General features: G+C 60.5%; 17 protein-coding genes and 1 pseudogene. 10 read left to right on the top strand and 8 right to left on the bottom strand.

Going from position 1 to position 21685, the window contains the following annotated elements; translation table 11 throughout:
* The first annotated feature begins 207 nt into the window (after positions 1 to 207).
* Positions 208 to 1608, top strand: a complete 1401-nt coding sequence (gene lpdA / locus ACOYXJ_RS09600) for a dihydrolipoyl dehydrogenase (RefSeq protein WP_460369171.1) — start codon at positions 208 to 210, stop codon at positions 1606 to 1608.
* Between the two features lie 129 nt (positions 1609 to 1737).
* Here the strand turns inward: lpdA and ACOYXJ_RS09595 are convergent, their stop codons facing one another.
* The gene (locus ACOYXJ_RS09595; RefSeq protein ID WP_405122613.1) at positions 1738 to 2211 is read right to left on the bottom strand and encodes an Lrp/AsnC family transcriptional regulator; all 474 of its coding nucleotides are present in this window, start codon (positions 2209 to 2211) and stop codon (positions 1738 to 1740) included.
* A 144-nt stretch (positions 2212 to 2355) separates the two neighbouring features.
* Between ACOYXJ_RS09595 and ACOYXJ_RS09590 the strand changes: the two genes are divergently transcribed.
* A complete protein-coding gene (locus tag ACOYXJ_RS09590) occupies positions 2356 to 2985 on the top strand; it encodes a LysE family translocator (protein ID WP_460369168.1) in 630 nt (209 codons plus the stop codon).
* Here ACOYXJ_RS09590 and ACOYXJ_RS09585 read toward each other — a convergent pair.
* The 7 genes and pseudogenes from ACOYXJ_RS09585 to ACOYXJ_RS09555 form a co-directional block, all read right to left on the bottom strand.
* Positions 2982 to 5120: a hypothetical protein gene (locus ACOYXJ_RS09585; protein ID WP_460369164.1), complete on the bottom strand. Its 2139-nt coding sequence runs from the start codon at positions 5118 to 5120 to the stop codon at positions 2982 to 2984. The genes ACOYXJ_RS09590 and ACOYXJ_RS09585 overlap by 4 nt on opposite strands.
* The gene (locus ACOYXJ_RS09580) at positions 5107 to 6291 is read right to left on the bottom strand and encodes a DUF3142 domain-containing protein (protein ID WP_460369161.1); all 1185 of its coding nucleotides are present in this window, start codon (positions 6289 to 6291) and stop codon (positions 5107 to 5109) included. The genes ACOYXJ_RS09585 and ACOYXJ_RS09580 overlap by 14 nt, the downstream gene beginning before the upstream one ends.
* Positions 6292 to 6439: 148 nt before the next feature.
* Positions 6440 to 7267, bottom strand: coding sequence for a class I SAM-dependent methyltransferase (locus tag ACOYXJ_RS09575; RefSeq protein ID WP_460369158.1), 828 nt, complete (start codon positions 7265 to 7267; stop codon positions 6440 to 6442).
* Positions 7261 to 8415 (bottom strand): annotated as a pseudogene (locus ACOYXJ_RS09570) (acyltransferase family protein). The gene ACOYXJ_RS09575 and the pseudogene ACOYXJ_RS09570 overlap by 7 nt, the downstream one beginning before the upstream one ends.
* A complete protein-coding gene (locus ACOYXJ_RS09565; RefSeq protein WP_102902510.1) occupies positions 8412 to 9287 on the bottom strand; it encodes a class I SAM-dependent methyltransferase in 876 nt (291 codons plus the stop codon). Before ACOYXJ_RS09565 ends, ACOYXJ_RS09570 begins: the two are co-directional and overlap by 4 nt.
* On the bottom strand, positions 9284 to 10588 hold the full coding sequence (locus tag ACOYXJ_RS09560) for a glycosyltransferase (protein WP_460369153.1): 1305 nt from the start codon (positions 10586 to 10588) through the stop codon (positions 9284 to 9286). The genes ACOYXJ_RS09565 and ACOYXJ_RS09560 overlap by 4 nt, the downstream gene beginning before the upstream one ends.
* A complete protein-coding gene (locus ACOYXJ_RS09555; protein ID WP_460369150.1) occupies positions 10582 to 12198 on the bottom strand; it encodes a glycosyltransferase in 1617 nt (538 codons plus the stop codon). Before ACOYXJ_RS09555 ends, ACOYXJ_RS09560 begins: the two co-directional genes overlap by 7 nt.
* 427 nt (positions 12199 to 12625) lie before the next feature.
* On the opposite strand from ACOYXJ_RS09555, the gene ACOYXJ_RS09550 reads away from it, so the two are divergent.
* Genes ACOYXJ_RS09550 through ACOYXJ_RS09515 form a run of 8 tightly spaced genes read left to right on the top strand, consistent with a single transcriptional unit; the run spans position 12626 to position 21635 of the window.
* On the top strand, positions 12626 to 13540 hold the full coding sequence (locus ACOYXJ_RS09550; RefSeq protein ID WP_460369147.1) for a GDP-mannose 4,6-dehydratase: 915 nt from the start codon (positions 12626 to 12628) through the stop codon (positions 13538 to 13540).
* The gene (gene gmd, locus ACOYXJ_RS09545; protein WP_460369144.1) at positions 13537 to 14508 is read left to right on the top strand and encodes a GDP-mannose 4,6-dehydratase; all 972 of its coding nucleotides are present in this window, start codon (positions 13537 to 13539) and stop codon (positions 14506 to 14508) included. The genes ACOYXJ_RS09550 and gmd overlap by 4 nt, the downstream gene beginning before the upstream one ends.
* A 3-nt stretch (positions 14509 to 14511) precedes the next feature.
* Entirely contained in the window at positions 14512 to 15954 is a 1443-nt protein-coding gene (locus tag ACOYXJ_RS09540; protein ID WP_460369142.1) for a mannose-1-phosphate guanylyltransferase/mannose-6-phosphate isomerase, read from the top strand.
* Entirely contained in the window at positions 15955 to 16752 is a 798-nt protein-coding gene (locus tag ACOYXJ_RS09535; protein WP_102902514.1) for an ABC transporter permease, read from the top strand.
* Entirely contained in the window at positions 16752 to 18017 is a 1266-nt protein-coding gene (locus tag ACOYXJ_RS09530; RefSeq protein ID WP_102902515.1) for an ABC transporter ATP-binding protein, read from the top strand. Before ACOYXJ_RS09535 ends, ACOYXJ_RS09530 begins: the two co-directional genes overlap by 1 nt.
* On the top strand, positions 18014 to 19390 hold the full coding sequence (locus ACOYXJ_RS09525) for a glycosyltransferase family 4 protein (RefSeq protein WP_460369139.1): 1377 nt from the start codon (positions 18014 to 18016) through the stop codon (positions 19388 to 19390). Before ACOYXJ_RS09530 ends, ACOYXJ_RS09525 begins: the two co-directional genes overlap by 4 nt.
* Positions 19374 to 20504, top strand: coding sequence for a glycosyltransferase family 4 protein (locus tag ACOYXJ_RS09520; RefSeq protein WP_460369136.1), 1131 nt, complete (start codon positions 19374 to 19376; stop codon positions 20502 to 20504). Before ACOYXJ_RS09525 ends, ACOYXJ_RS09520 begins: the two co-directional genes overlap by 17 nt.
* The gene (locus tag ACOYXJ_RS09515) at positions 20505 to 21635 is read left to right on the top strand and encodes a glycosyltransferase family 4 protein (RefSeq protein ID WP_150793899.1); all 1131 of its coding nucleotides are present in this window, start codon (positions 20505 to 20507) and stop codon (positions 21633 to 21635) included.
* The last annotated feature ends 50 nt before the right edge of the window (positions 21636 to 21685 follow it).

The raw sequence follows: 21685 nt of genomic DNA, 5'->3' as shown, positions 1-21685 counted from the left end.
CCCAAATTCATTGGCTCACACCTGTATATCGTTACGATATAACGAAATAGGTGAAATATTCGTACACAATTACGCTTATTCAAAGATGGCCAACCTGTCGCTTGCCTGAAGCCTTGACCGAAATGTGGAGAAACGCACATATTACGTTCGTAATTTTCATCCGGAACTACTTTTAGCGATCCGCATCCATCAAACAGGAGCAAGCGCATGAGCAACTATGACGTGGTGATTCTAGGCGGCGGCCCCGGTGGCTATAACGCGGCAATTCGCGCCGGCCAGTTGGGCCTCAAGGCCGCCTGCGTGGAAGGCCGGGCGACCCTCGGCGGCACCTGCCTGAACGTCGGTTGCATGCCGTCCAAAGCCCTCTTGCATGCGTCAGAGCTGTACGACGCGGCCATGGGTGCGGAGTTCGCCAACCTCGGCATCGAGGTCAAACCGACGCTGAACCTCGCGCAAATGATGAAACAGAAAGACGAGAGCGTGAGCGGCCTGACCAAAGGCATCGAGTTTCTGTTTCGCAAAAACAAAGTCGAGTGGATCAAGGGCTGGGGCCACATCGACGGCCCCGGCAAGGTCACAGTGACCGACGATCAGGGTGGCAAAGTGGAGCTGACCGCCAAGGACATCATCATCGCCACCGGTTCCGAGCCCACTCCCCTGCCAGGCGTCGAGATCGACAATAAACGCATACTTGATTCGACCGGTGCGCTGTCCCTCAGCGAAGTGCCCAAGCACCTGGTGGTCATTGGCGCCGGCGTCATCGGCCTCGAACTGGGCTCGGTATGGCGGCGGCTGGGCGCGCAGGTCACCGTGGTCGAATACCTTGATCGCATCTGTCCGGGCGTCGATGGCGAGGCCGGAAAGACCCTGCAACGCTCGCTGAGCAAACAAGGCATCGCCTTCAAGCTGAGTTCGAAAGTCACCCGCGCCACGTCTTCCGCCAATGGTGTACAACTCAGCGTCGAGCCTGCCGCCGGCGGCACTGCCGAGTTGCTTGAAGCCGATTACGTATTGGTCGCTATCGGTCGCCGCCCTTACACAAAAGACCTCGGTCTGGAGAACGTCGGCCTGAGTACCGACAAACGCGGCATGCTCGCCAACAAACAACACCGCACCGAAGCCACCGGCGTCTGGGTGATCGGCGACGTGACCTCCGGGCCGATGCTCGCGCACAAGGCTGAAGACGAAGCGATGGCCTGCGTCGAGCAGATCCATGGCAAGGCTGGCGAGGTCAATTACGACCTGATCCCCAACGTGATCTACACCAAGCCGGAACTGGCCAGCGTCGGCAGGACCGAAGAACAGCTCAAGGCCGAGGGCCGCGCCTACAAGGTCGGCAAGTTTCCGTTCACCGCCAACAGCCGGGCGAAGATCAACCACGAGACCGAGGGTTTTGCCAAAGTCCTCGCCGATGAGCGCACCGATGAAGTACTTGGCGTGCATCTGGTCGGCCCGAGTGTGAGTGAAATGATTGGCGAGTTCTGTGTGGCAATGGAGTTCAGTGCTTCGGCCGAGGACATTGCTTTGACTTGCCATCCGCATCCAACAAGATCAGAGGCGTTGCGCCAGGCGGCGATGAATGTCGAGGGGATGGCGACGCAGATGTAGGGTTCTGAAATCTTTATTGACCGGACTCCCGCTTTCGCGAGCAGGCTCGCTCCCACATTCGACCGCAGTCCTCCAGAAGGAGCGCGGTCACTGTGGGAGCGAGCCTGCTCGCGAAGGGTGCGACTCGGTCTACAGCGGAAGATGCCCCAAGGGCAAAGCACCCGGCGTCTTCACCGTATGAATCGCAAAGTTGCTGCGAATATCGCTCACCCCCGGCAGTTTCAACAGGCAGCCGCTGAGAAAACGGTCATACGCACGCAAATCCGGCACCACCACTTGCAACAGAAAATCCGACTCGCCCGAGACCAGAAACGCTGAAATCACCTCCGGCAGCGCCGTCACCGCGGTGTAAAACGCCTCGGCCTGTGCATCGTTGTGGCGCTCGACCTTGACCCCGACAAACACCGTCAGCCCCAAGCCGACTTCATCGCGATCGAGATTGGCCTGATAACCGCGAATCACCCCGGCCTCCTCGAGCATCCGCACCCGGCGCAGACACGGTGAGGCCGACAAGCCGATTTCGTCCGCCAGCTCGACATTGCTCAGGCGTCCATTGCGTTGCAGGGCCGCGAGAATCTTGCGATCAAAGGCGTCGAGTTTCATGTTTGGCAGATCCCGCTAGCTGTTACGTCGAAAGCCAGCAGGTTATGCCAAAACAGCAGGCTTTTGAAGTGGACTACGCAAGCACCTGCTCCACCTTTCGGCCCTAGACTTGGCTCACCGAATCGACAACGAAAGGGGTGTAGCGTGGCGAGTCTCTGGCTGTTTCTCCTGGCATTGGCCGTGGTCTATCTGCTGCCCGGCCCGGACATGATCCTGCTTTTGCAAACCGGTGCCTGCCAGGGTCGCAGCGCGGCACTGGCCACGGCCATCGGCCTGGGCGTTGCCCGTGGTTGTCACGTGGCCTTGGCGGCGTTGGGGCTGGCGGCGCTGTTCAAAGCCGCGCCGTGGACATTCGAGGCGGTGCGACTGGCGGGGGCGGCGTATCTGCTGTGGATCGGCATTCAATGCCTGCGCAGCACCCTGCTGCCGAACCTGAATACTGGCGAGCCTGACGACGCCCACGGGCAATGGCGCGAAGCCGTCCGACGCGGTTTGCTGACTAATCTGCTCAATCCCAAAGCGTTGTTGTTCTGTTCGGTGTTGCTGCCGCAATTCATCGTCAATGATGGTGCGCCGGTGCTAAGTCAGTTTGCCGTGCTTGGCACGCTTCTGGTCGGCGTCGGCCTGCTGTTCGACAGCGCTTACGCGCTGACCGGCGCCGCGCTGGGTCGTTGGCTGCAACACAGCCCAACGGCCCAACGCGTACAACAATGGCTGTTCGGCAGCCTGTTGATCGGTTTCGCCGTGCGCCTGACGTTCGTGCAGCAGGCTTAGCCTTTACGCGCCTTGCGCTGGCGACGACTGATCAACAGCAACGCAGCGCCCGCGACCAGCACAACCGCGCCGATCTGCACCGGCCACTTATACGGCCGCAACGATGAACGCACAGCATCGGTTACCTGAGTGACATAACGCTTGTCGGCGTTTTCGAAATCCGGGTACGGGCACTGATTGCCGAAATCCACCGCCCACGGGACGAACGGCCCTTCCTTGATGTAGCGCTGATACAGCGCGCTCTGATCTTCCAGGCTGCTGTTCCAGCCAGCGGCGTTGCACAGCACAGCAGCAAACGCCTGACTGGTGTGCGGCAGATTGTCAGCGGCGCGCCCGGCCAGCTCGGTGGCGACGAAACGGTAGTGATAGCGCTGATCCGGTTTCGCTTCGCTGGCGGCCTGACGCTGCACTTCGGCTTCGCTGACCAGCGGGCCGACTTTCAACTCAACACTTTCCAGGCTGTAGTTGCCGCCGAACGTGGCGTAGTCCGGCGCCATCTCGTAACCGAGAATATCCATGCCCCATTCACGCGCCGTCCACGCGGCGTTGTACAACGCACTGGCGCGTTTGGTCGGCCACCACGCGGCCTCGGCCTTCAGCCGTTGTTCGCCGTAGAGGCGAGCCTTGTTTTGCAGGTCGGGATTGTCGAAATAAGCCACCGCGTCGGCGTAATGCCCTTCACGCAGCAAGCGCCGACCAAGCAGATTGCGCAGGCTGGCGGCGACCGGCAGCGGCACGTAGTTGTCGCGCTCCTGCTGGGTCAACGCCGGCGGCGCCGGGACGTTGTCATCGACGTACTTTTGCAGTTCTTCGACCGTCAGCACGCGCTCGGCCACGCTCGCGGCATCGAACCAATAGACACTGTTGCTGCGATACAACTGCACGAACGCTTGCAGATACTCGCCGCGCTGCAAGGCGAGAATCGCACTTTCACCCTCGACCCGGCACTTCGGCTGAACGGCTTCATACGCCCAGTCCGGTGTGCGCCGGTAACCCCAGTCTTCGCTCTGCGGGAAGGCCTGCGCGGCTTTCGAATAGGCGGCGGCCGCGGCATTTTTATCGCCGTCACGCACCGCCAGTTTCGCCCGTAACCACCACGCCAGGCCGCCGTCACCGGCATTTTCAAGGAAGGCTTTGGCGCCAGCGTAATCGCCCTGTTGATAACTCATCGCCGCCAGACGATCAGCGTTGTCGAGGCTGCCACGGGTACTGTTCTGCAGCTGCTTGACCAGTTTCTTCTCGTTCGGCGGCTCATCGCCAAACGACCAGCCCTGGCGGCTGACCAGCGATGCCGTGACCAGTTGCTGCACGGCTTTGTGCTGCAGCAAATCGGCGAGTCTGGCCTCGGGCAACTCCGCCAGTTCATTCATCAATTGCTTGAGCGAGGTGTAACCCACGGCAGAACCGTGCAGATTCTGTGCTTCATACAATTCGATGGCGCCGTTCCAGTCGCCCGCCGAGCGCAACACCCGCGCCTCTTCACCGAGGCTGGCAACACCCAACTCCAGCGGATCGCTGAAACCGTCGATGCTCAGTTGCCGGGCCTGGCGGAACGCATCACGCGATTGCTCCAGCGCCTCGACCGCATCCCCGCCTTCGCTGCTCATGGCAAACCAGGTACGGCCCAGCGAATACGCCGCCCAGGTGCTGCGCAACGGACGCTGACCTGCCGGCAGCGCCAGCAGCTTGTTGAAATACTCGACCGCGAGTTGATGATCGCCTGTGGCAAACGCCACCGCACCGGCAACGTACAAGCGAATTTCCGCCGGCAGGCTGGCGCCCTGCGCCTCGACCTGACGCGCATCGGTCAGACCGCGCAGTTGTTTGACCAACGCTTGCTGCTCGGCGCTCAGTCCGGCCTGTTCAGCCTTTTCCCGAGCCTCGGCCGCCGCGTTTTCTTCGCCGTACATATCGTTGGGATTGTGCGTCGCCGCAGTGACATTCTTCAGCCCGGCGATGGTTTTGCCGAGGCGGCTGAGTTCGAAGTTGAAGTTGCCCTCAGGCAGATCCGCGAGGGTCTGCCCACGATTGTCGAGCAGGCGCATGGGGAAATCCGGCCCGCAGGCCAGCGCCGAACCCAGCGGCAGGCAGAGGCTCAGGCAGAGCAGATGGCGGGGCCAGTTACGGGTCAACATGCGAACCTCCTTGATCAATATTTGCGCAACGCGCCCAACCGATGGCGCGTTGTCCGCCCGCCGGCAATCGGCCGTCGCGCAGGCGGGTGAAGGTAAGCAGATCCGGGCTTTGTTGCAACGAGTAACCAGCGAGCGCATCGGCGCCTTCACAACTTTGCGCCTTCAGCGTGATCCGCTCGGGCCAGGCACTGTCGAGGTTGCCCGGGTTGTCGAGTCTGATGTCGTAGAGACCGTCGTGTTCGCTCAACGTCACGCCGAGCTGACTGCTAAGTTGATCACCCCGGGCCACCGCACGCAGGGTGGTCAGACTCCAGGCGCGGCGGTCATTGGCCAGCGGCAGGCGAAACCAGATCAGACCGGCCAGATGCGCGGGCGGGTCTGCGCGCAATGCCTGACCGAGCTGGCTCAGTTGCAGCGGATCAGCCAGCAGTTCCCGGCGCTGCCCGGCTCGCTCAAGTTGCACTTCGCTTTCCACCACCGGCGCCCCGCCGTCATCGGGCAACAGCGCAACGCCGTAAGCCGGCAGCGCCAGATAGAACGGCTTGTCAGTGATACCTGCCCAAGCCTTGGCCCACTTCAACGCCTGATCAGGATCGAACAAACCGCGACGCGGATCACTGACCGCATGCACTTGCAGCACGCTGCTGTCGACGGTTTGCAGGAGTTCGGGCAATTGCGCACTGCCGAGCCAGGCTGGCAGCGCAGTGATACTCAAGGGCAGATTCTTCGGTAAGGCCGAGCGCAGATGTTTGAGAAATTCAGCGTACGCCGGTAACCGCGCATTGCCCGCGTCGTGATCGATTTCGACGCCGTTCAATGTCAGGCCTTGTGTTTGCCAATCGGCGAGCACCTGCAGAATCTGCGCAGTGACCTGATCCTGATCCAGCGACTTGAGCTGGCCGTCGAGACGAATCACGGCTATCAATGGACGGCCATCGGCTTTCAATAGTTGCGCATCGATCCGCGCGCGGCTCCATCCTGCATTCGGAAAGGCCTGCAGCGCCAGCACGCGCAGCGTCGAGAAGTCTTGGCGACTGTCACGCAGCGCCGCCTCGTGGGCCGGCGTCCATTGGCGTTGCCAGATGTAGAGTTGTTGGTCGAGAGGGGGCGCGTCGTGTTGCTCGCAACCCGCGATAACGATGCCCAAAAACAGACCCACAATAAACCGCATACCTTCCAGCCCCCTGACACCACAAGGCTGCAAGGGTACACAAAACCCTGTGGGAGCGAGCCTGCTCGCGATGGCATTTGTCATTCAACCACGAAGGCGACTGACACGGCCTCTTCGCGAGCAGGCTCGCTCCCACAGGGGGAAAGGTTCAGGGTTTGCGGGCGATGATGACTTGGCTCTTCGCAACCACCGCGTCCAGCGCCTGTTTGATCTGCGCACCACGCGGCGAGTCCAGCACGGCTTGCCAGGTGTCGGCCCAGTGATTGAGCAGCGGATGATCCGGGTTGCTGAAATCGACCTTGGCTTCCCAGAACAGCAGCATCCACATCGACCAGTAAAAACCGTACTGACTGTGGCTGATTATCTCCAGCCCGGCCTCACTGACCAGCGCCTTGAACTGCTCTTCGCTGATGATGCGAATGTGATTGGGCTTCTGGAAATACTCGGCCGCGGCGATGTCTTTCTGCAAGTCTTCGGAGCTTGGGTGCGGCACGCTCAGCAAGTACAAGGCACCCGGTTTACCGACACGCACCAGTTCGGCGAGGAACTGCGCCGGATCATCGACGTGCTCGATGACTTCGGTGGAGACCACGCGCGTTGCGGTGCCGTCGGCGATCGGCAACGGATTGCAATCGGTGACGTGGCATTCGATGTCCCGTGCCGGCGTACCGCTCAGGCGCTGACGAGTCGCTTCGACCTTGGCGCCGTCGATGTCGGCGATGATGATCTTCGCCCCGCGCATGCCGCAAAAATGCACGTTGCCGCCATCACCGCAGCCAACATCAAGCAGGGTGTCATCGGCAGACACCACAAAGCCTTTGAACAGCTCGTTGGTTTCCTGGTTGAACCAGCCGCTGAGCTTGGCATCGTACAGGCCGAGCATGTACGGATCGACCTTGCTGGCGACCGGTTCCACTGCCTGCGTGGGCGCCGGTGCTGGCGTCGCCGCCGTGAGTTTCTTCAGTAGGCTCAGCATGAGGTGGCTCCGGAGGATGGGACGGTGGATCGGGACGTACCGAGGCGTCGCACGAGGGCGGCACCACGGTCGCGCATGGGCATTTCGACCAAGCGGTAATTGAGTTCGCTGAGCAACACGATCAGGCCGAAAGCGATCAGCAGCGTCAGCACCGGGTGGCCGGCAGGGCTGGACAGACCGGCGCTCTGCAGGCGAAAGATCAGCTCACGCACCAATTGATAAGCGGGTATGTGAATCAGGTAGATGCCGTAGGATCGGCTGCCGACCCACCCCAGCAACCGCTACATCGCGCCAGCGGGCATCAGGTAATTGCAGTTATACGATGCGATCCACACCAGTATTGCGCTCAGTACAGCGATTGAACCGATGCGGTACCAGGCAAACGTGAAGCGATCGGTGGCCATGAAACTCAACAGCGCGCCGATCAGCATCAACGCCGAAATCCCGACCCATGGCCGATCGAGAAAATTCGGCCGCCAACGCTGATAACTCGGCTGCGCACTCCACATCGCCAGCAACACACCGAGGGCCAGCGCATCCGTACGCACCACCATCAGCAACGGCGTACGCAGGGTGAAAATCTGCACCGCGACCAGCGCCAGCAATGCCCAGACCAGATATTTGCGAAAGAGCAGAATCAGCAGCGGGAACAGCAGATAGAACTGCTCCTCCAGTGCCAGGCTCCAGTAGACGAAACTGCTGCCGTACTCGTAGCGAAAGAAGCTGTCGGCAAAACGGAAGTTGGCGTACTGCAACACCCCGGCCAGCGTCGCTTGCAGGTTGGCCGACAACGTACCGAACGCCCCCGAACGATTGAGAAACACGCACGCCAGCAACATCAGCGCCAGCCATAGCCAGGCCGACGGCAATAACCGGAAAACCCGGCGAAGCCAGAAATTGCGCGTCTGCTGCCAGTATTCCTGGCGGGTTGTACAGCCTTGCAGCGCCGGGATCAGGCTTCGGGCAATGACAAACCCGGAGATGGCGAAAAACAGATCGACGCCCCACCACGGCTGCGCCCAGGCATGGATCTTTTCCAGCGACGGCACGACATCGGTGAACAGGCTCCCCTGCAGGTGATGGAACAGCACGCCCAATACGGCAACTGCGCGCAGCACTTCAATGTCCATGATCCGTTTGCCGCTCATGGTACCTCCCCCACAACCGCTGGCTTGCGGGCGATGATCACTTGGCTCTTGGGCATGAAGCGGTCAAGCGTCTGCTTGATCGCCAGCCCGCCCGGCTGAGCGAGCAGGTCCTGCCAGGTCTTGGCCCAGCTCTCCATCAATGGCATGAAGGGCTCCTGAATCCGGTCACGTACCGCACCGCCCGGGTCACGCCCGGCAGCCCGTTCGCCGGCCCAGAAAAAGATCATGCCCATCACCCAGAAGAATCCGCTGGCCTGACGATGTTCGATCACCAGACCGGCATCTTCTACCAGCGCAGCGAAGCGCTCCGGGGTGAAAATCTGCACATGATTGGGAGACTGATAGTAACTGTCCGGGGCGATGCCTTTTTGCAGGTGTTCGCCCGTCGGTGCCGGCACGCTGAACAGATACTGCGCACCCGGGCGCCCCATGCGCACCAGTTCGGCCATGAACGGTTGCGGCTGGTCAATGTGCTCCAGCACTTCCATGCACACCACTTTACTGGCGCAGCCGTCAGCCAGTGGCAGCGGCAGGCTATTGCTGACCAGCCCCAGACTGGCTTTGCCGCTTTGCGCTTCGACCTGCCGTGCGAGCTCGCGCACCTTGGCGTGTTCGCTGTCGGTAAAAATCACCGAAGCGCCCTGACGCACAGCAAACAGTGTCGCCACGCCTTCGCCGCAACCGACATCCAGCAACGTATCGTCAGCGGTGATCGCAAAGCCCTTGAGCAACTCGCCGCTGTCATTCAAGAACCAACCGTCGAGCACGGCGTCATGTAAACCGACGTCGCGAGGCGACACCTTGGCCAACGGTGCCGACAGCGGTTGCGCGGCACGCGCCGGACGCCATCGTGCGAGCAGACGACGGATCATGCGAGCGTGACTTGCGCAGGCAACGTTCCGCGGGCTTGCAGTGGCTGCGCAAAAAAATCGCGCAATCTCTGCTCGGTGCTGGCCTGGCTGCAGAATCGCTGCAGACTGCGAATCGCCTCGGCGGACATCGCGGCGTAACGCTGCTCATCGGTTTTTGCCACGTCATAGCTGGCGCGATACGCCAGACACAGCGAGTCCCAGTCGGTGATGTAACGCATCGTGCGATAGGCCGCACGCGGGTCATGAGGCCAGGCGGTGAGCTCTTCGGTGAAGTCGACGATAAATGCATTGTCGCTGCTCACATAATCGGCCATTGCGGTGTTCAACGGCGCAATCGCCGGTTTGCCGCAAGACATGAACTCCATCAGCGGCAGGCACTGTCCTTCACCGTAAGAACTGTTGACCACGTAGCTGGTGGCCTGCACCAGGGCTTCGTAATCGGCATCCGCCAGATAGCCATGGATCAGCACGATCCGGCACTGGAACGACTGGTTCTTGTACAAGTGATGCAGCATGTCGCTCAGCGCATCGGCGATGTCATGGTGGGTCAGCTTGAGCACCAAGGTCACATCGCTGATGTCGCGAAACGTGGTGCAGAACGCGCTGACCATATCCTGCCAATTCTTGCGGCCGTCGTAAGGATTGAACACCGAGGTGTAGACCACGCCCTCCAGTTGCAATTGGCAATCCTGCGGCGGTCCTGCGAAGGAAATCGGCGTGCCTTCGCGCAATCGTGGTGGGCCATACGGCCGCAAGTCCGTGCGACGACTGTCGATCAGCAATCCACGCAGGTTCAGCGTCACAAGGTCAACTACCGGACGCTTGGCCAATTGCTCGCCGCGAGCGGCAAAGCGATCCCACACCGGAGCCGGGATCGCGCAGATCGGATAGTCCGCCCCCATCACGTCGCGCACCGCGTTCACCGTGAATGTCGAATGCGTAATCGCCCGGCCACACGCCTGCAACACCACACGCCAATCGTGGCGGGATTCGCCCTGCCAGCTTTCGGTCGGGATGGTGCTGAATTCCCAGGCGAACACCGGAATGGTCGGGCATGCGTAATGGATGGGCGTGCGATGCGGCGGCGAGAACGACAGGAAGACGCAATCCTCGCCCCGGCTCAAGCAGTCGAAATACAAGCGATCAACCAGCTCGTCAGGGTGGCTGACTTCGATGACCTGACCGAGTCGCTCCAGCACCGGGCGGAATTCCTTGAGCACGAAGTAATAGCTGTACTCGGGGCGTCCGAGGTTCTGCTGGATGTTGCTCTTGTTGGTTTCCGAATGAATGATGATCAGCATGAGGCCGCTCCGGTCTCGACCGCCAGCGAGGTGATCGCGCGATTGGCCTCCAGGCCGAAAAACGCCGCCACTCGCTGCTGCAGCGGCGCGAATCCACAGTACTCACGCATGCGTTCATTGGCGGCAATGGCCATCGCCTGGTAAGCCTGCGGGTGGTTTTTGGCCATGGCGTAGCTGTCCTCATAGGCGGCTTTCAACGAGCCCCAGTCAGGGCGATGGCGCAGGGTGCGGTAGAGGATCCGCACATCTTCCGGCCAGATGGTCGGCTCGCGACTGGACTTGACGATAAAGCCGACACGTTCGTCGATGTAATCGCGCATTGCCGTGTGATCCGGCGCGATCACCGGCCGAGCGCACGACATGAACTCCATCAGCGGCAGGCACAAACCTTCGCAGCGTGACGCGTTGACGTAGAAACTGGCGGCGCCATACAGCCGGGCAAACTCCTCGTCTTCCAGGTAGCCATGCAGGACCACGACACGACAGGCAAAGGGCGATAGCTGCGAGAGCAAAGTGATGAGATGAACGTAGTAGCTCGACAGGTCGTTCTGGGTGATTTTCAGCACCAGTGTCGCGTCTTCGACATCACGCATGGCCCAACAGAACGCGGTGATCAGGTGGTGCCAGTTCTTGCGCCCGTCCTCGGGGTTGAACACGCTGACGTATACCACGCCACTGACGTCGATCCGGGCGTTTTCACGGGTGTCCGGCAACAACGCTTGAGGATGCTCAATCAACTCCGGCACTTCACTCTCGGCTGCAGCCGATGGCACTGGCTCGGACAACTCGGGGCGGTTCTCGCGACTGGCAGCCGGCAGCAAATCACTGACGGCTTCGCGATACCACAGCCGCAGGTTGTGCTTGAGCAAAAACAGCGTTCGATGCTGCGAAGGCGTTGCGACGGCTTTGTAGCCTTCGTACAAATAATGCTTGGTGATGAACGCACGCCGACGCAAGGTCAGTGGCGGTGGCGGTTCTGGCGTCGGCTCCGGTACTTCCTCGACAGGGCTCGGCGTCAGCGCTTCCTGTTCATTGAGTATCGGTGCGATCAAGCCATCAGCCGACAGTCCCAGCACGCGGCTGTCGATGATGCAGCCCTTGATCTGCAACGTGGTGCCGGGGTTTACCGGGACACTCGGGTAGTCTCGCCGTACCTGAGCAAAGCGTTCCCACAGCGGTGTGGGCAATACCAGTACGGGGAAATCTTCACCCAGGCTGCGACGTATCGCCTGCGCCGTGTGGGTCGACAACGTAATCACCCGGCCATGGCGCGCCAGTGTCTGGCGCCAGTCCTGGCGCACATCGTTGTCAGCGCATTCGGAGGGGATCGAGTCATATTCCCAGGCAATCACACACACCATCGGGCATTGCAGGCCGATCGGGGTTTTATGTGGCGGCGCAAACGAAAGGAACAGACATTCCTGACCGTCCTGAAGCAACTGCAGATACAGCGGGTCAACTTCAGCGACCGACGCCACAACATGCACTCGGCCGAGGCTTTCCAGCACCGGGCGATACGCCTTGAGCACAAAGTAATAGCTGTATTCGGCACGCCCGAGGCTCTGGCTGATGGAGTGCTCGTTGACGTCCGAGTAAAGAATGAAATTCATGGCATCCCACGATGAAGCAGCCGTCCCGGCAACCTCATGCTATGACGACCGGGCGTTGGATCAAGTCGGCATCGCCGCTGCTTGTCCATCATCCTCAGGCACGTCTTCGTTCTTGTTTTAGTGGTTGGTTTCACCCTGTTGCGCTACACCCGCGGCGGACCTGGGGGAATGGCGACGAGGGCCATTCTAAACACATCCTTCAAGGATCCGGGAACCGCCCGACGAGAATAAATCGGACTACGCTGACGAGAACTGACCGGTCACGGTTTGGCCTGTTGAAATTGCTGCGCAATTGGCACAGATTGGTAACAAACAACTACAACAACTGACTTCGCCCGTCTTTCAACCGGTTTTTCCTTCGGTCTGACAGACCTCTCCTTAAAGCCTGTGAGAAAGTGGCGCAAGTTCAAGACCAAGGGGTCGCTGTTTGAAAAAGCGTCTGTTCGTCACGGGTCTCAGTGGATTCGTGGGACAACATATTCAGTCGCGTCTGGCATTGCCTGATTCGTCGTGGGAGCTGCTGTCTGCCGCATCGCCCTACGACCTCGCGAAGGCTGACAGCCTCAACGATCTGTGGCCGCAAATGCCCGACGCGGTGATTCACTTGGCCGGGCAGACCTTCGTCCCGGAAGCCTTCCGTGATCCGGCGCGCACCTTCGACATCAATCTTTTCGGCACCCTCAATCTGCTGCAAGCACTCAAGACACGTGGCTTTGCCGGCACCTTCCTCTACGTCAGCTCCGGCGATGTCTACGGGCAAGTCGGCGAAAGCGATCTGCCGATCAGCGAACAACAGCCGCCCTGCCCGCGCAATCCTTACGCGGTGAGCAAACTCTCGGCGGAGTTTCTCAGCCTGCAATGGGGCCTGAGTGAAGGCTGGCCGGTGTTGGTGGCGCGTCCGTTCAACCACATCGGCAGCGGCCAGAAAGACAGTTTTGTCATCGCCAGTGCCGCCCGCCAGATAAGTCGCATCAAACAGGGCCTTCAAGCACCGCAACTGGAGGTTGGCGACATCGACGTGACGCGAGATTTCCTCGATGTCGGCGATGTGATTTCGGCCTATTTCGCGCTGCTGGAAAAAGGCACACCCGGACAGGTCTACAACATCTGCTCGGGCCGCGAGCAAAGCATCCGCAGCCTGATCGAGCAGCTCGGCGATCTGGCTGAAGTCGAGATGCAACTGGTGCAAGACCCCGCGCGCATGCGGCGCGCCGATCAGCGTCGCGTTTGTGGCAGCCATAGCAGGCTGACCCAGACCACAGGATGGACGCCTGAAATCACCACACAACAATCCCTGCGGGCGATCCTGTCCGACTGGGAGACGCGAGTACGACAAGAATGACAAAAAGTGCACTGATCACAGGGATCACCGGCCAGGACGGCGCGTATCTGGCCAAGCTGTTGCTCGACAAGGGCTACAAGGTTCACGGCCTCGTCGCACGGCGCAGCAGCGATTCGCGCTGGCGCCTGCGCGAGATGGGCGTCGAAGCCGACATCGTCTATCTGGACGGTGACATGGCCGACGCCTGCTCGGTACAGCGTGCAGTCATCAAGTCGGCGCCGGACGAGGTCTATAACCTCGCCGCGCAAAGCTTCGTCGCCGCCTCGTGGGATCAACCGGTGACCACCGGTATCGTCGATGGCCTGGGCGTTACTCACTTGCTCGAAGCGATCCGTCAGTTCAGTCCGCACACACGCTTTTATCAGGCCTCGACCAGCGAAATGTTCGGCCTGATCCAGGCTGAGCAGCAGGATGAAAACACCCCGTTCTACCCGCGCAGCCCTTACGGCGTGGCCAAGCTCTACGGTCACTGGATCACTGTCAACTACCGCGAAAGCTTCAACCTGCACGCCAGCAGCGGCATTCTCTTCAACCACGAATCGCCGCTGCGTGGCATCGAGTTCGTGACGCGCAAGGTCACCGATGCCGCTGCACGCATCAAGCAAGGCAAACAGCAGGAGCTGGCCTTGGGCAACATCGATGCGAAACGCGACTGGGGTTTTGCCGGCGACTACGTCGAAGCCATGTGGCTGATGCTGCAACAGGAAAAGCCTGACGATTTTGTGGTCGCCACCGGCGTCACCACCACGGTGCGGGAAATGTGCCGCATCGCCTTCGATCACGTCGGCCTCAACTACCGTGACTACGTGAAAATCGACCCGGCATTCTTCCGCCCGGCCGAAGTCGAAGTGCTGCTCGGCAATCCGGCCAAGGCTCAGCGCGTGCTGGGCTGGAAGCCGAAAACTGACCTGGATACCTTGATCCGCATGATGATGGATGCGGACATGAAACGCGTCGCCAAGGAGTAGGCCATGCTGATCCCCGTGATTCTGTCCGGCGGTGCCGGCACCCGTTTATGGCCGGTGTCCCGCGAGGGCCATCCCAAGCCGTTCATGACCCTGCCCGACGGCCAGTCGCTGCTGGGCAAGACCTATCAGCGTGCTGCCGCGTTGCTGGACGGCTGGGGCGATATCGTCACGGTGACCAACCGCGAGTACTACTTCCAGAGCAAGGATCACTATTGCGCCGCGCACGTGTCGCGCCATCGCGGGCACTTCCTGCTCGAGCCGACCGGCCGCAACACTGCTCCGGCCATCGCTGCGGCGGCGTTGTCGTTGCAAGCATTGCATGGTGATGACGCGATCATGGTGGTGATGCCCGCCGACCATTTGATCGTCAACCAGGACGCGCTGAAAACCGCCGTCGAGCACGCGGTCAATCTGGCCAAAGACGGTTATCTGGTGACCTTCGGTGTGACGCCGACCGCCCCGGAAACCGGCTTCGGCTACATCGAGACCGGCGCCCCGCTGGACGCCAGAGGCGCAGCGAAAGTGCAGCGTTTCGTCGAGAAACCCGACCTGCAAACCGCCACGCATTATCTGGAAAGCGGCAACTTCCTGTGGAACTCAGGGATGTTCTGCTTCACCACCGCAAGTGTGCTGGCCGAGTTGCAACTGCATGCGCCGCAGTTGCTGGAACAGACCCGCGCCTGCATGGCGGCAAGCACCCCGCTGGAAACTGTCGGCTGCCTGCAACAGGAACTGTCGCCAGCGCTGTTCGCCGAGATCACCGACATCTCCATCGACTACGCGTTGATGGAGCGCTCGGAAAAAGTCGTCGTGGTACCCGCAGGTTTCGACTGGAGCGATATCGGTTCCTGGGGCGCTGTCGCGGCCTTGATACCGGCCGATGCCGATAACAATCGTGCCAGCGGCGAAGCGATTTTCATCGACAGCCACAATAACTTCGTCCAAAGCGAAGGTCGGCTGGTAGCTGCCGTCGGCGTCGACAACCTGATCGTCATCGACACCGCCGACGCCGTACTGGTCGCTCACGCTGATCGCGCGCAGGACGTGCGACGGGTGGCCAAGCAGCTCAAGGACAAATCCCACGAAGCCTACCGCCTGCACCGTACGGTGAGTCGGCCATGGGGCACCTACACCGTGCTTGAGGAAGGCCCGCGCTTCAAGATCAAGCGCATCGTGGTCAAACCCGGCGGCAAGCTCTCTCTGCAAATGCACCATCACCGCAACGAACACTGGGTGGTGGTCGAAGGCATGGCCAAGGTCACCAACAACGGTACCGGCACCCATCTGGTGGCGAAAAACGAATCGACGTTCATCGCTGCCGGCCACCGCCATCGCCTGGAAAACCCCGGCGTGATCGATCTGGTGATCATCGAAGTACAAAGCGGCGAATACCTGGGAGAGGACGACATCGTTCGCTTCGAAGACCAATACGGCAGGACGGTTTGAATGCTGCTTTCCCTGTACCGCTCAATGCGCAGTTATCGCGGATTCATCCTCGGTAGCGTCAAGCGGGAGTTTCAATCACGTTATCGCAACTCGTTGTTCGGCGCGCTGTGGACGGTACTCAACCCGCTGTCGATGATCGTTGTGTACACGGTGATCTTTTCCCAGATCATGCGCGCGCGGCTGCCGGGCGTGGACGATGGCCTGGCCTACAGTGTCTATCTCTGCGCCGGCCTGCTGACCTGGGGTCTGTTCGCCGAAATCACCTCGCGCAGCCAGAGCATGTTTCTGGAAAACGCCAATCTGCTGAAGAAAATCAGCTTCCCGCGCATTTGCCTGCCAGTGATAACCCTGCTCAACGCCGGGATCAACTTTGCGATCATTCTGGCGCTGTTTTTCGGCTTTCTGCTGATCAGCGGGCGCCTGCCCGGCATGGCCCTGCTGGCACTGATCCCGCTGCTGATCCTGCAGGTGATCTTTGCCGCCGGGCTGGGCATGTTGCTCGGCATTCTCAATGTGTTCTTTCGCGATGTCGGGCAGATGTTCGGTATCTGCCTGCAGTTCTGGTTCTGGCTGACGCCCATCGTTTACCCGCTGTCGATCCTGCCGTCAGGCATCCAGCACGTCATCAGCCTGAACCCGATGACGGCGCTGATGACCAGCTACCAGAACGTGTTCCTCTACAACCAATGGCCGCAGTGGTCGTCACTGACACCGCTGCTGATCATCGGCGTGCTGCTCTGCGCCATGGCGCTGCGTCTGTTCCGTCAGCGTGTCGGTGAAATGGTGGACGAACTCTGATGGGACACATACGCGTCACTGGCCTGGCCAAAGCCTATAAACAGTACCCGAATCGCTGGAGTCGCCTGCTGGAATGGCTGGTGCCGTTCTCCCCGAACCGCCACCACCTGCACTGGGTCTTGCAAGACGTCGATTTCGAGATCAGCCCCGGTGAAGCCGTTGGCATCGTCGGCGTCAACGGCGCAGGCAAAAGCACCCTGCTGAAGATGATCACCGGCACCACCCAACCGACCTGTGGACAGATCCATCTGCAAGGCCGCGTGGCCGCGTTGCTGGAATTGGGCATGGGTTTTCACCCGGACTTTACCGGTCGGCAGAACGCTGTCATGGCCGGTCAGCTGCTGGGCATGCAGGTCGAAGAGATCGAAGCGTTGATGCCGCAAATCGAAAGTTTTGCCGAAATCGGCGAAGCCATCGATCAACCGGTGCGCACCTATTCCAGCGGCATGCAGATGCGCCTGGCATTCAGCGTCGCGACTGCGCGGCGTCCGGATATCCTGATCGTCGACGAAGCGCTGTCAGTGGGCGATGCGTATTTCCAGCATAAAAGTTTCGAGCGCATCCGCAGCTTCCGCAAAGCCGGCACTACCCTGCTGATCGTGTCCCATGACCGCTCAGCCATTCAATCGATCTGCGACACCGCGATTCTCCTGGAGAACGGCCGTCTGGCCATGCGTGGCAAGCCCGAAGAAGTCATGGACTACTACAACGCCATGCTCGCTCAGCGCGAGGGCCAGACGGTACGCCAGGAGATGCTCGCCAATGGCCAGGTACAGACCATTTCCGGCACCGGTGAAGCTGGGATTCTCAGCGTGCGCCTGCTCGATGCGCAGGGCCGCAGCCTTGAAGTCGCGGAGGTCGGTCAGCCTGTGGTGCTGGAGGTGCAGACCGAAATTCGTGAAGACATCGAGCGGCTGATTCTCGGCTTCATGATCAAGGATCGTCTGGGCCAGGCCATTTATGGCATCAACACCCATCGCCTCGACAAAGCGATTACCGAGCTGAGTGCCGGCGAACGCGTGACCTTTCGCTTCGCTTTCGACATGCGTCTGGGCAAGGGTAACTACTCGGTGGCGTTGAGCCTGTCACGTCTGGACTCGCACCTGGATCGCAACTTCGAGTGGCGCGACTATGGTTTGATCTTCCACGTGATCAACAATCGCCAGGAAGACTTTGTCGGCTGCTCCTGGTTGCAGGCCCGGACCGAAATCAGCCGCTCCAGTGAAATCCTTGTAGAAGCGCCTGATACGGAGATCTTGCGATGACACGATTGTTGGTGGAGTGCACCTACGTATTCGAACATCCCTCCGCCAACTCGGGCATTCAACGTGTTGTACGCAACGTCATTCAGCAGTTGCCGGCGGCCGATGAAACCGTCGAATGCATCCCGGTGGTGATGATCAATGGCCGTTTGTACGAAGTTAAAAGTCTGGCGCCGCTGAAGTCCACGAAGCTCGACCTGATGGGCCTGCGGGTGAAACTGGAACAGTGGGCCAACGCCTTCTGGCTACGTCACCGGGCCGTGGAACGGCGCTGGCCGTTCAACCGGTCGCATTTCACCCGTCGGGTGCTATACGTCGGCTGCCGGCTCACGGCATTCGCTTGTTTGAGCTTGCCCATGCGTCTGCTTGATCGAGTCCTCAAGGGCCAACATATTCCCGAGCGCTGCGTACCGCTGGCCCACCGGGCAGGCGATCAATTGGTGCTGCTCGACTCATCCTGGCACGCCAACTTTTTTCCCCTCGCCGAGCAACTCAAGCGTGAGGGTGTGGGCATCATTTCAGTGATCTACGACCTGATCCCCCTGACCCACCCGCAGTTTTGCGATGCCGGGCTGGTCAAAGTGTTCAACGACTGGTTCGACTGGATCGCGCGCACCGCCGACGGCTATGTCGCGATCTCGACCACTATCCGCGATCAGGTGCGCGAGGAAATGCTGCGCCGGATCGGCACGCAACAGGTCGGGCAGCGCTGGTTCGATTACTTCCACCTCGGCTCCGAGCTGGACTTGAGCGAGGCCGATGCCAAGGTCGACCGTGGCCTGCTGGACATGTTCCAGACGACTGACCCGGTGTTTCTCATGGTCAGCACCATCGAGCCGCGCAAAAACCATGCGTACCTGCTCGAGGCGTTTGAGCTCGCCTGGGCAACAGGATCGAAAGCGCGGTTATGCATCGTCGGCAAGATTGGCTGGAAGTGCGACGCACTGATCGAACGAATCCGCCAGCATCCCGAGCTGAACCGGCGTTTGTTCATGTACAACTCGCTCTCTGACAAAAGTCTCGAACACGCCTACTCCCACGCCACGGCGCTGGTGTTTCCGTCCCATGTCGAAGGTTTCGGCTTGCCACTGGTGGAAGCCATGCAACGCAAGTTACCGGCAATGGCCAGCGATATTCCGGTGTTCCGCGAGATCGGCGGCGACTACATGGCGTATTTCGACCTGGCGAATCCACAGAGTCTGAGCGATCTGGTGACCGGCATGGAGCGCTCCGGCGAGTTTCCGGCAGCGCTGGGCCTCGAACAATGGCGCTGGCTGAGCTGGCGCGAAGCGAGCGCCCAATTGGTCGAGCGTATTGAGCGCAACTTGCATGCATCGTTGCCTGCCCCTGAGAGCCAGCATGCGCATTGCTCTTAACGCGCGCATTCTCCAGGCACCGCGTACCGGCATCGGCCATTACGTTGCCGAACTGGTCAACGCCTTGCGCAACGAGCCCGATGTTGACGTGACGCTGTTCCACGGCTGGGGCTGGAGCTCGGCGCTGCCGGAAGCGGCCATGCCCGGTTACTCACGCCTGACGCCGCTGCTGCGGCAGATTCCCGGGGCCTATCAGGCGCGTCGCTGGCTGGAGCAGAAACGCTTCGATCAGGGCCGCGCGCAAGGCATCGACCTCTATCACGAACCGAGCCTGTGGCCGCTGGCCTTCGACGGCCCGACCGTGATCACCCTGCACGACCTGACTCACCTGCACTTCCCCGAGACCCAGCCACCGGCACGGCTCAAGGAAATCGAGCGTCGATTGACTGTCGGGGTGCAACAGGCGCAGGTGATTCTCACCGACTCGCAAGCGATTGCCGACGAAGCTCAAGCGTATTTCGGGCTGCCTGCCGAGCGTTTTGTGGTGGCACCACTGGGGGTCGCCGCGCGCTTTCATCCGCGTGAGGCGAGCGCCATTGACGCGGTACTCAAGGCGCACGCGGTCGAGGCGCGGGAGTATTTTCTCTGCGTGGGCACGCTGGAGCCGCGCAAGAATCTTGGCCTGGCCCTGCGCGCCCATGCCCTGCTGCCGGAGGCGCTGCGTCAGCGCTTTCCATTGCTGATCGTCGGCATGGCCGGATGGGAGCGCGAGCAATTCAGTGAACCTTTGCGTCAGGCACTGGCCAGCGGGCATGTGTGCCTGCTCGGTTATCTGCCCGACGAACAAGTGGCGCAGCTGTTGGCTGGCGCTCGGGCGCTGATTTTTCCATCGTTGTATGAGGGTTTTGGTCTGCCGGTACTGGAGGCCATGGCCAGCGGCACACCGGTGCTGCTCACGCGTTCTTCGGCGATGCCGGAAGTCGCCGGTGCAGCGGGCAACTATATTGAAGCTGACGATGCAGAAGGCCTGCGTGATGCGCTGAGCCGACTGATCGACGATCAAGCGCATTGGCAGGCATGCCAAGAAGCCGGGTTGCAGCAGTCACGGCTTTTTTCCTGGGAGCGTTGTGCACAGGCCACCGCCGGTGCCTACCGTCAGGCCATGGGAGGTTGAATGCGAGTTCTTCATTTTTTCAAGACGTACCTGCCTGACTCGGTCGGCGGCATTGAGCAAGTGATCTTCCAGCTGTGCGAGAGCGGCGCCCAGCACGGTATCGACGGCCAGGTGCTGACGCTCAGTGCTGACCCGACACCGGCCGTGCTGAAATTGGGCCAGCACGAAGTGCACCGCGCCAAACTCGATATTCAATTCGCCTCCACCGGTTTTTCCTGGAGCGTGTTCAAACGGTTTCGCGAACTGGCGGCCGAGGCCGACGTGGTCAACTACCACTTCCCGTGGCCGTTCATGGACCTGGTGCATTTCGCCAGCGCCAGGAACAAACCCACTGTGGTGACTTACCACTCGGACATTATTCGCCAGAAGCACCTGCTCAAACTCTACCGGCCGCTAATGAACCGCTTCCTCGCCAGCGCCGACCGCATTGTTGCCGCTTCGCCGAACTACCTGCACACCAGCGATGTGCTGCAGCAGTTTCAGGACAAGACCCGAGTGATTCCCTACGGTTTGAACAAGGCCGGTTATCCACAGCCCGATCCCGAACGAATGAATCGCTGGCGCCAGCAGGTTGGGGATAAGTTTTTTCTGTTTGTCGGCGTGATGCGTTACTACAAAGGCCTGCACATTTTGCTGGAGGCCCTGAAAGATGTGGATTATCCCGTAGTCATTGTCGGCGCCGGGCCGCTGGAACTGGAACTGCACGCTCAAGCGCAAGCGCTGGGCCTGCGCAATATTCATTTCCTCGGACGCCTGGGTGATGAGGACAAAGTCGCGCTGCTGCAACTGAGCTACGCGATTGTGTTCCCGTCGCACCTGCGCTCGGAAGCGTTCGGCATTTCTTTGCTGGAAGGCGCTATGTACGGCAAACCGATGATCTCCAGCGAGATCGGCACCGGCACCAGTTACATCAATATTCACAACGAAACCGGTCTTGTTGTACCGCCAAGTCACCCACAGGCGTTTCGCGAGGCGATGCGCACGCTGTGGGAAGACCCGGTGCGAGCCGCCGCGATGGGGGTGAAAGCCGAAGCGCGTTACCGGCAGTTATTCACCGCCGATGACATGGGCCGCAAGTGGACGGAGTTGTATCAGGAATTGCTGGAAGAGAAATCGCTGTCCTACGCCTGAACCCTATTTTGGAACGCATACCCACTGTGGGAGCGAGCCTGCTCGCGAAA

The organism is Pseudomonas sp. Tul2A7 (assembly GCF_054790505.1).
Note: the sequence above shows the minus strand (reverse complement) of the source record. Positions and strands in the feature narration are given on the sequence as shown.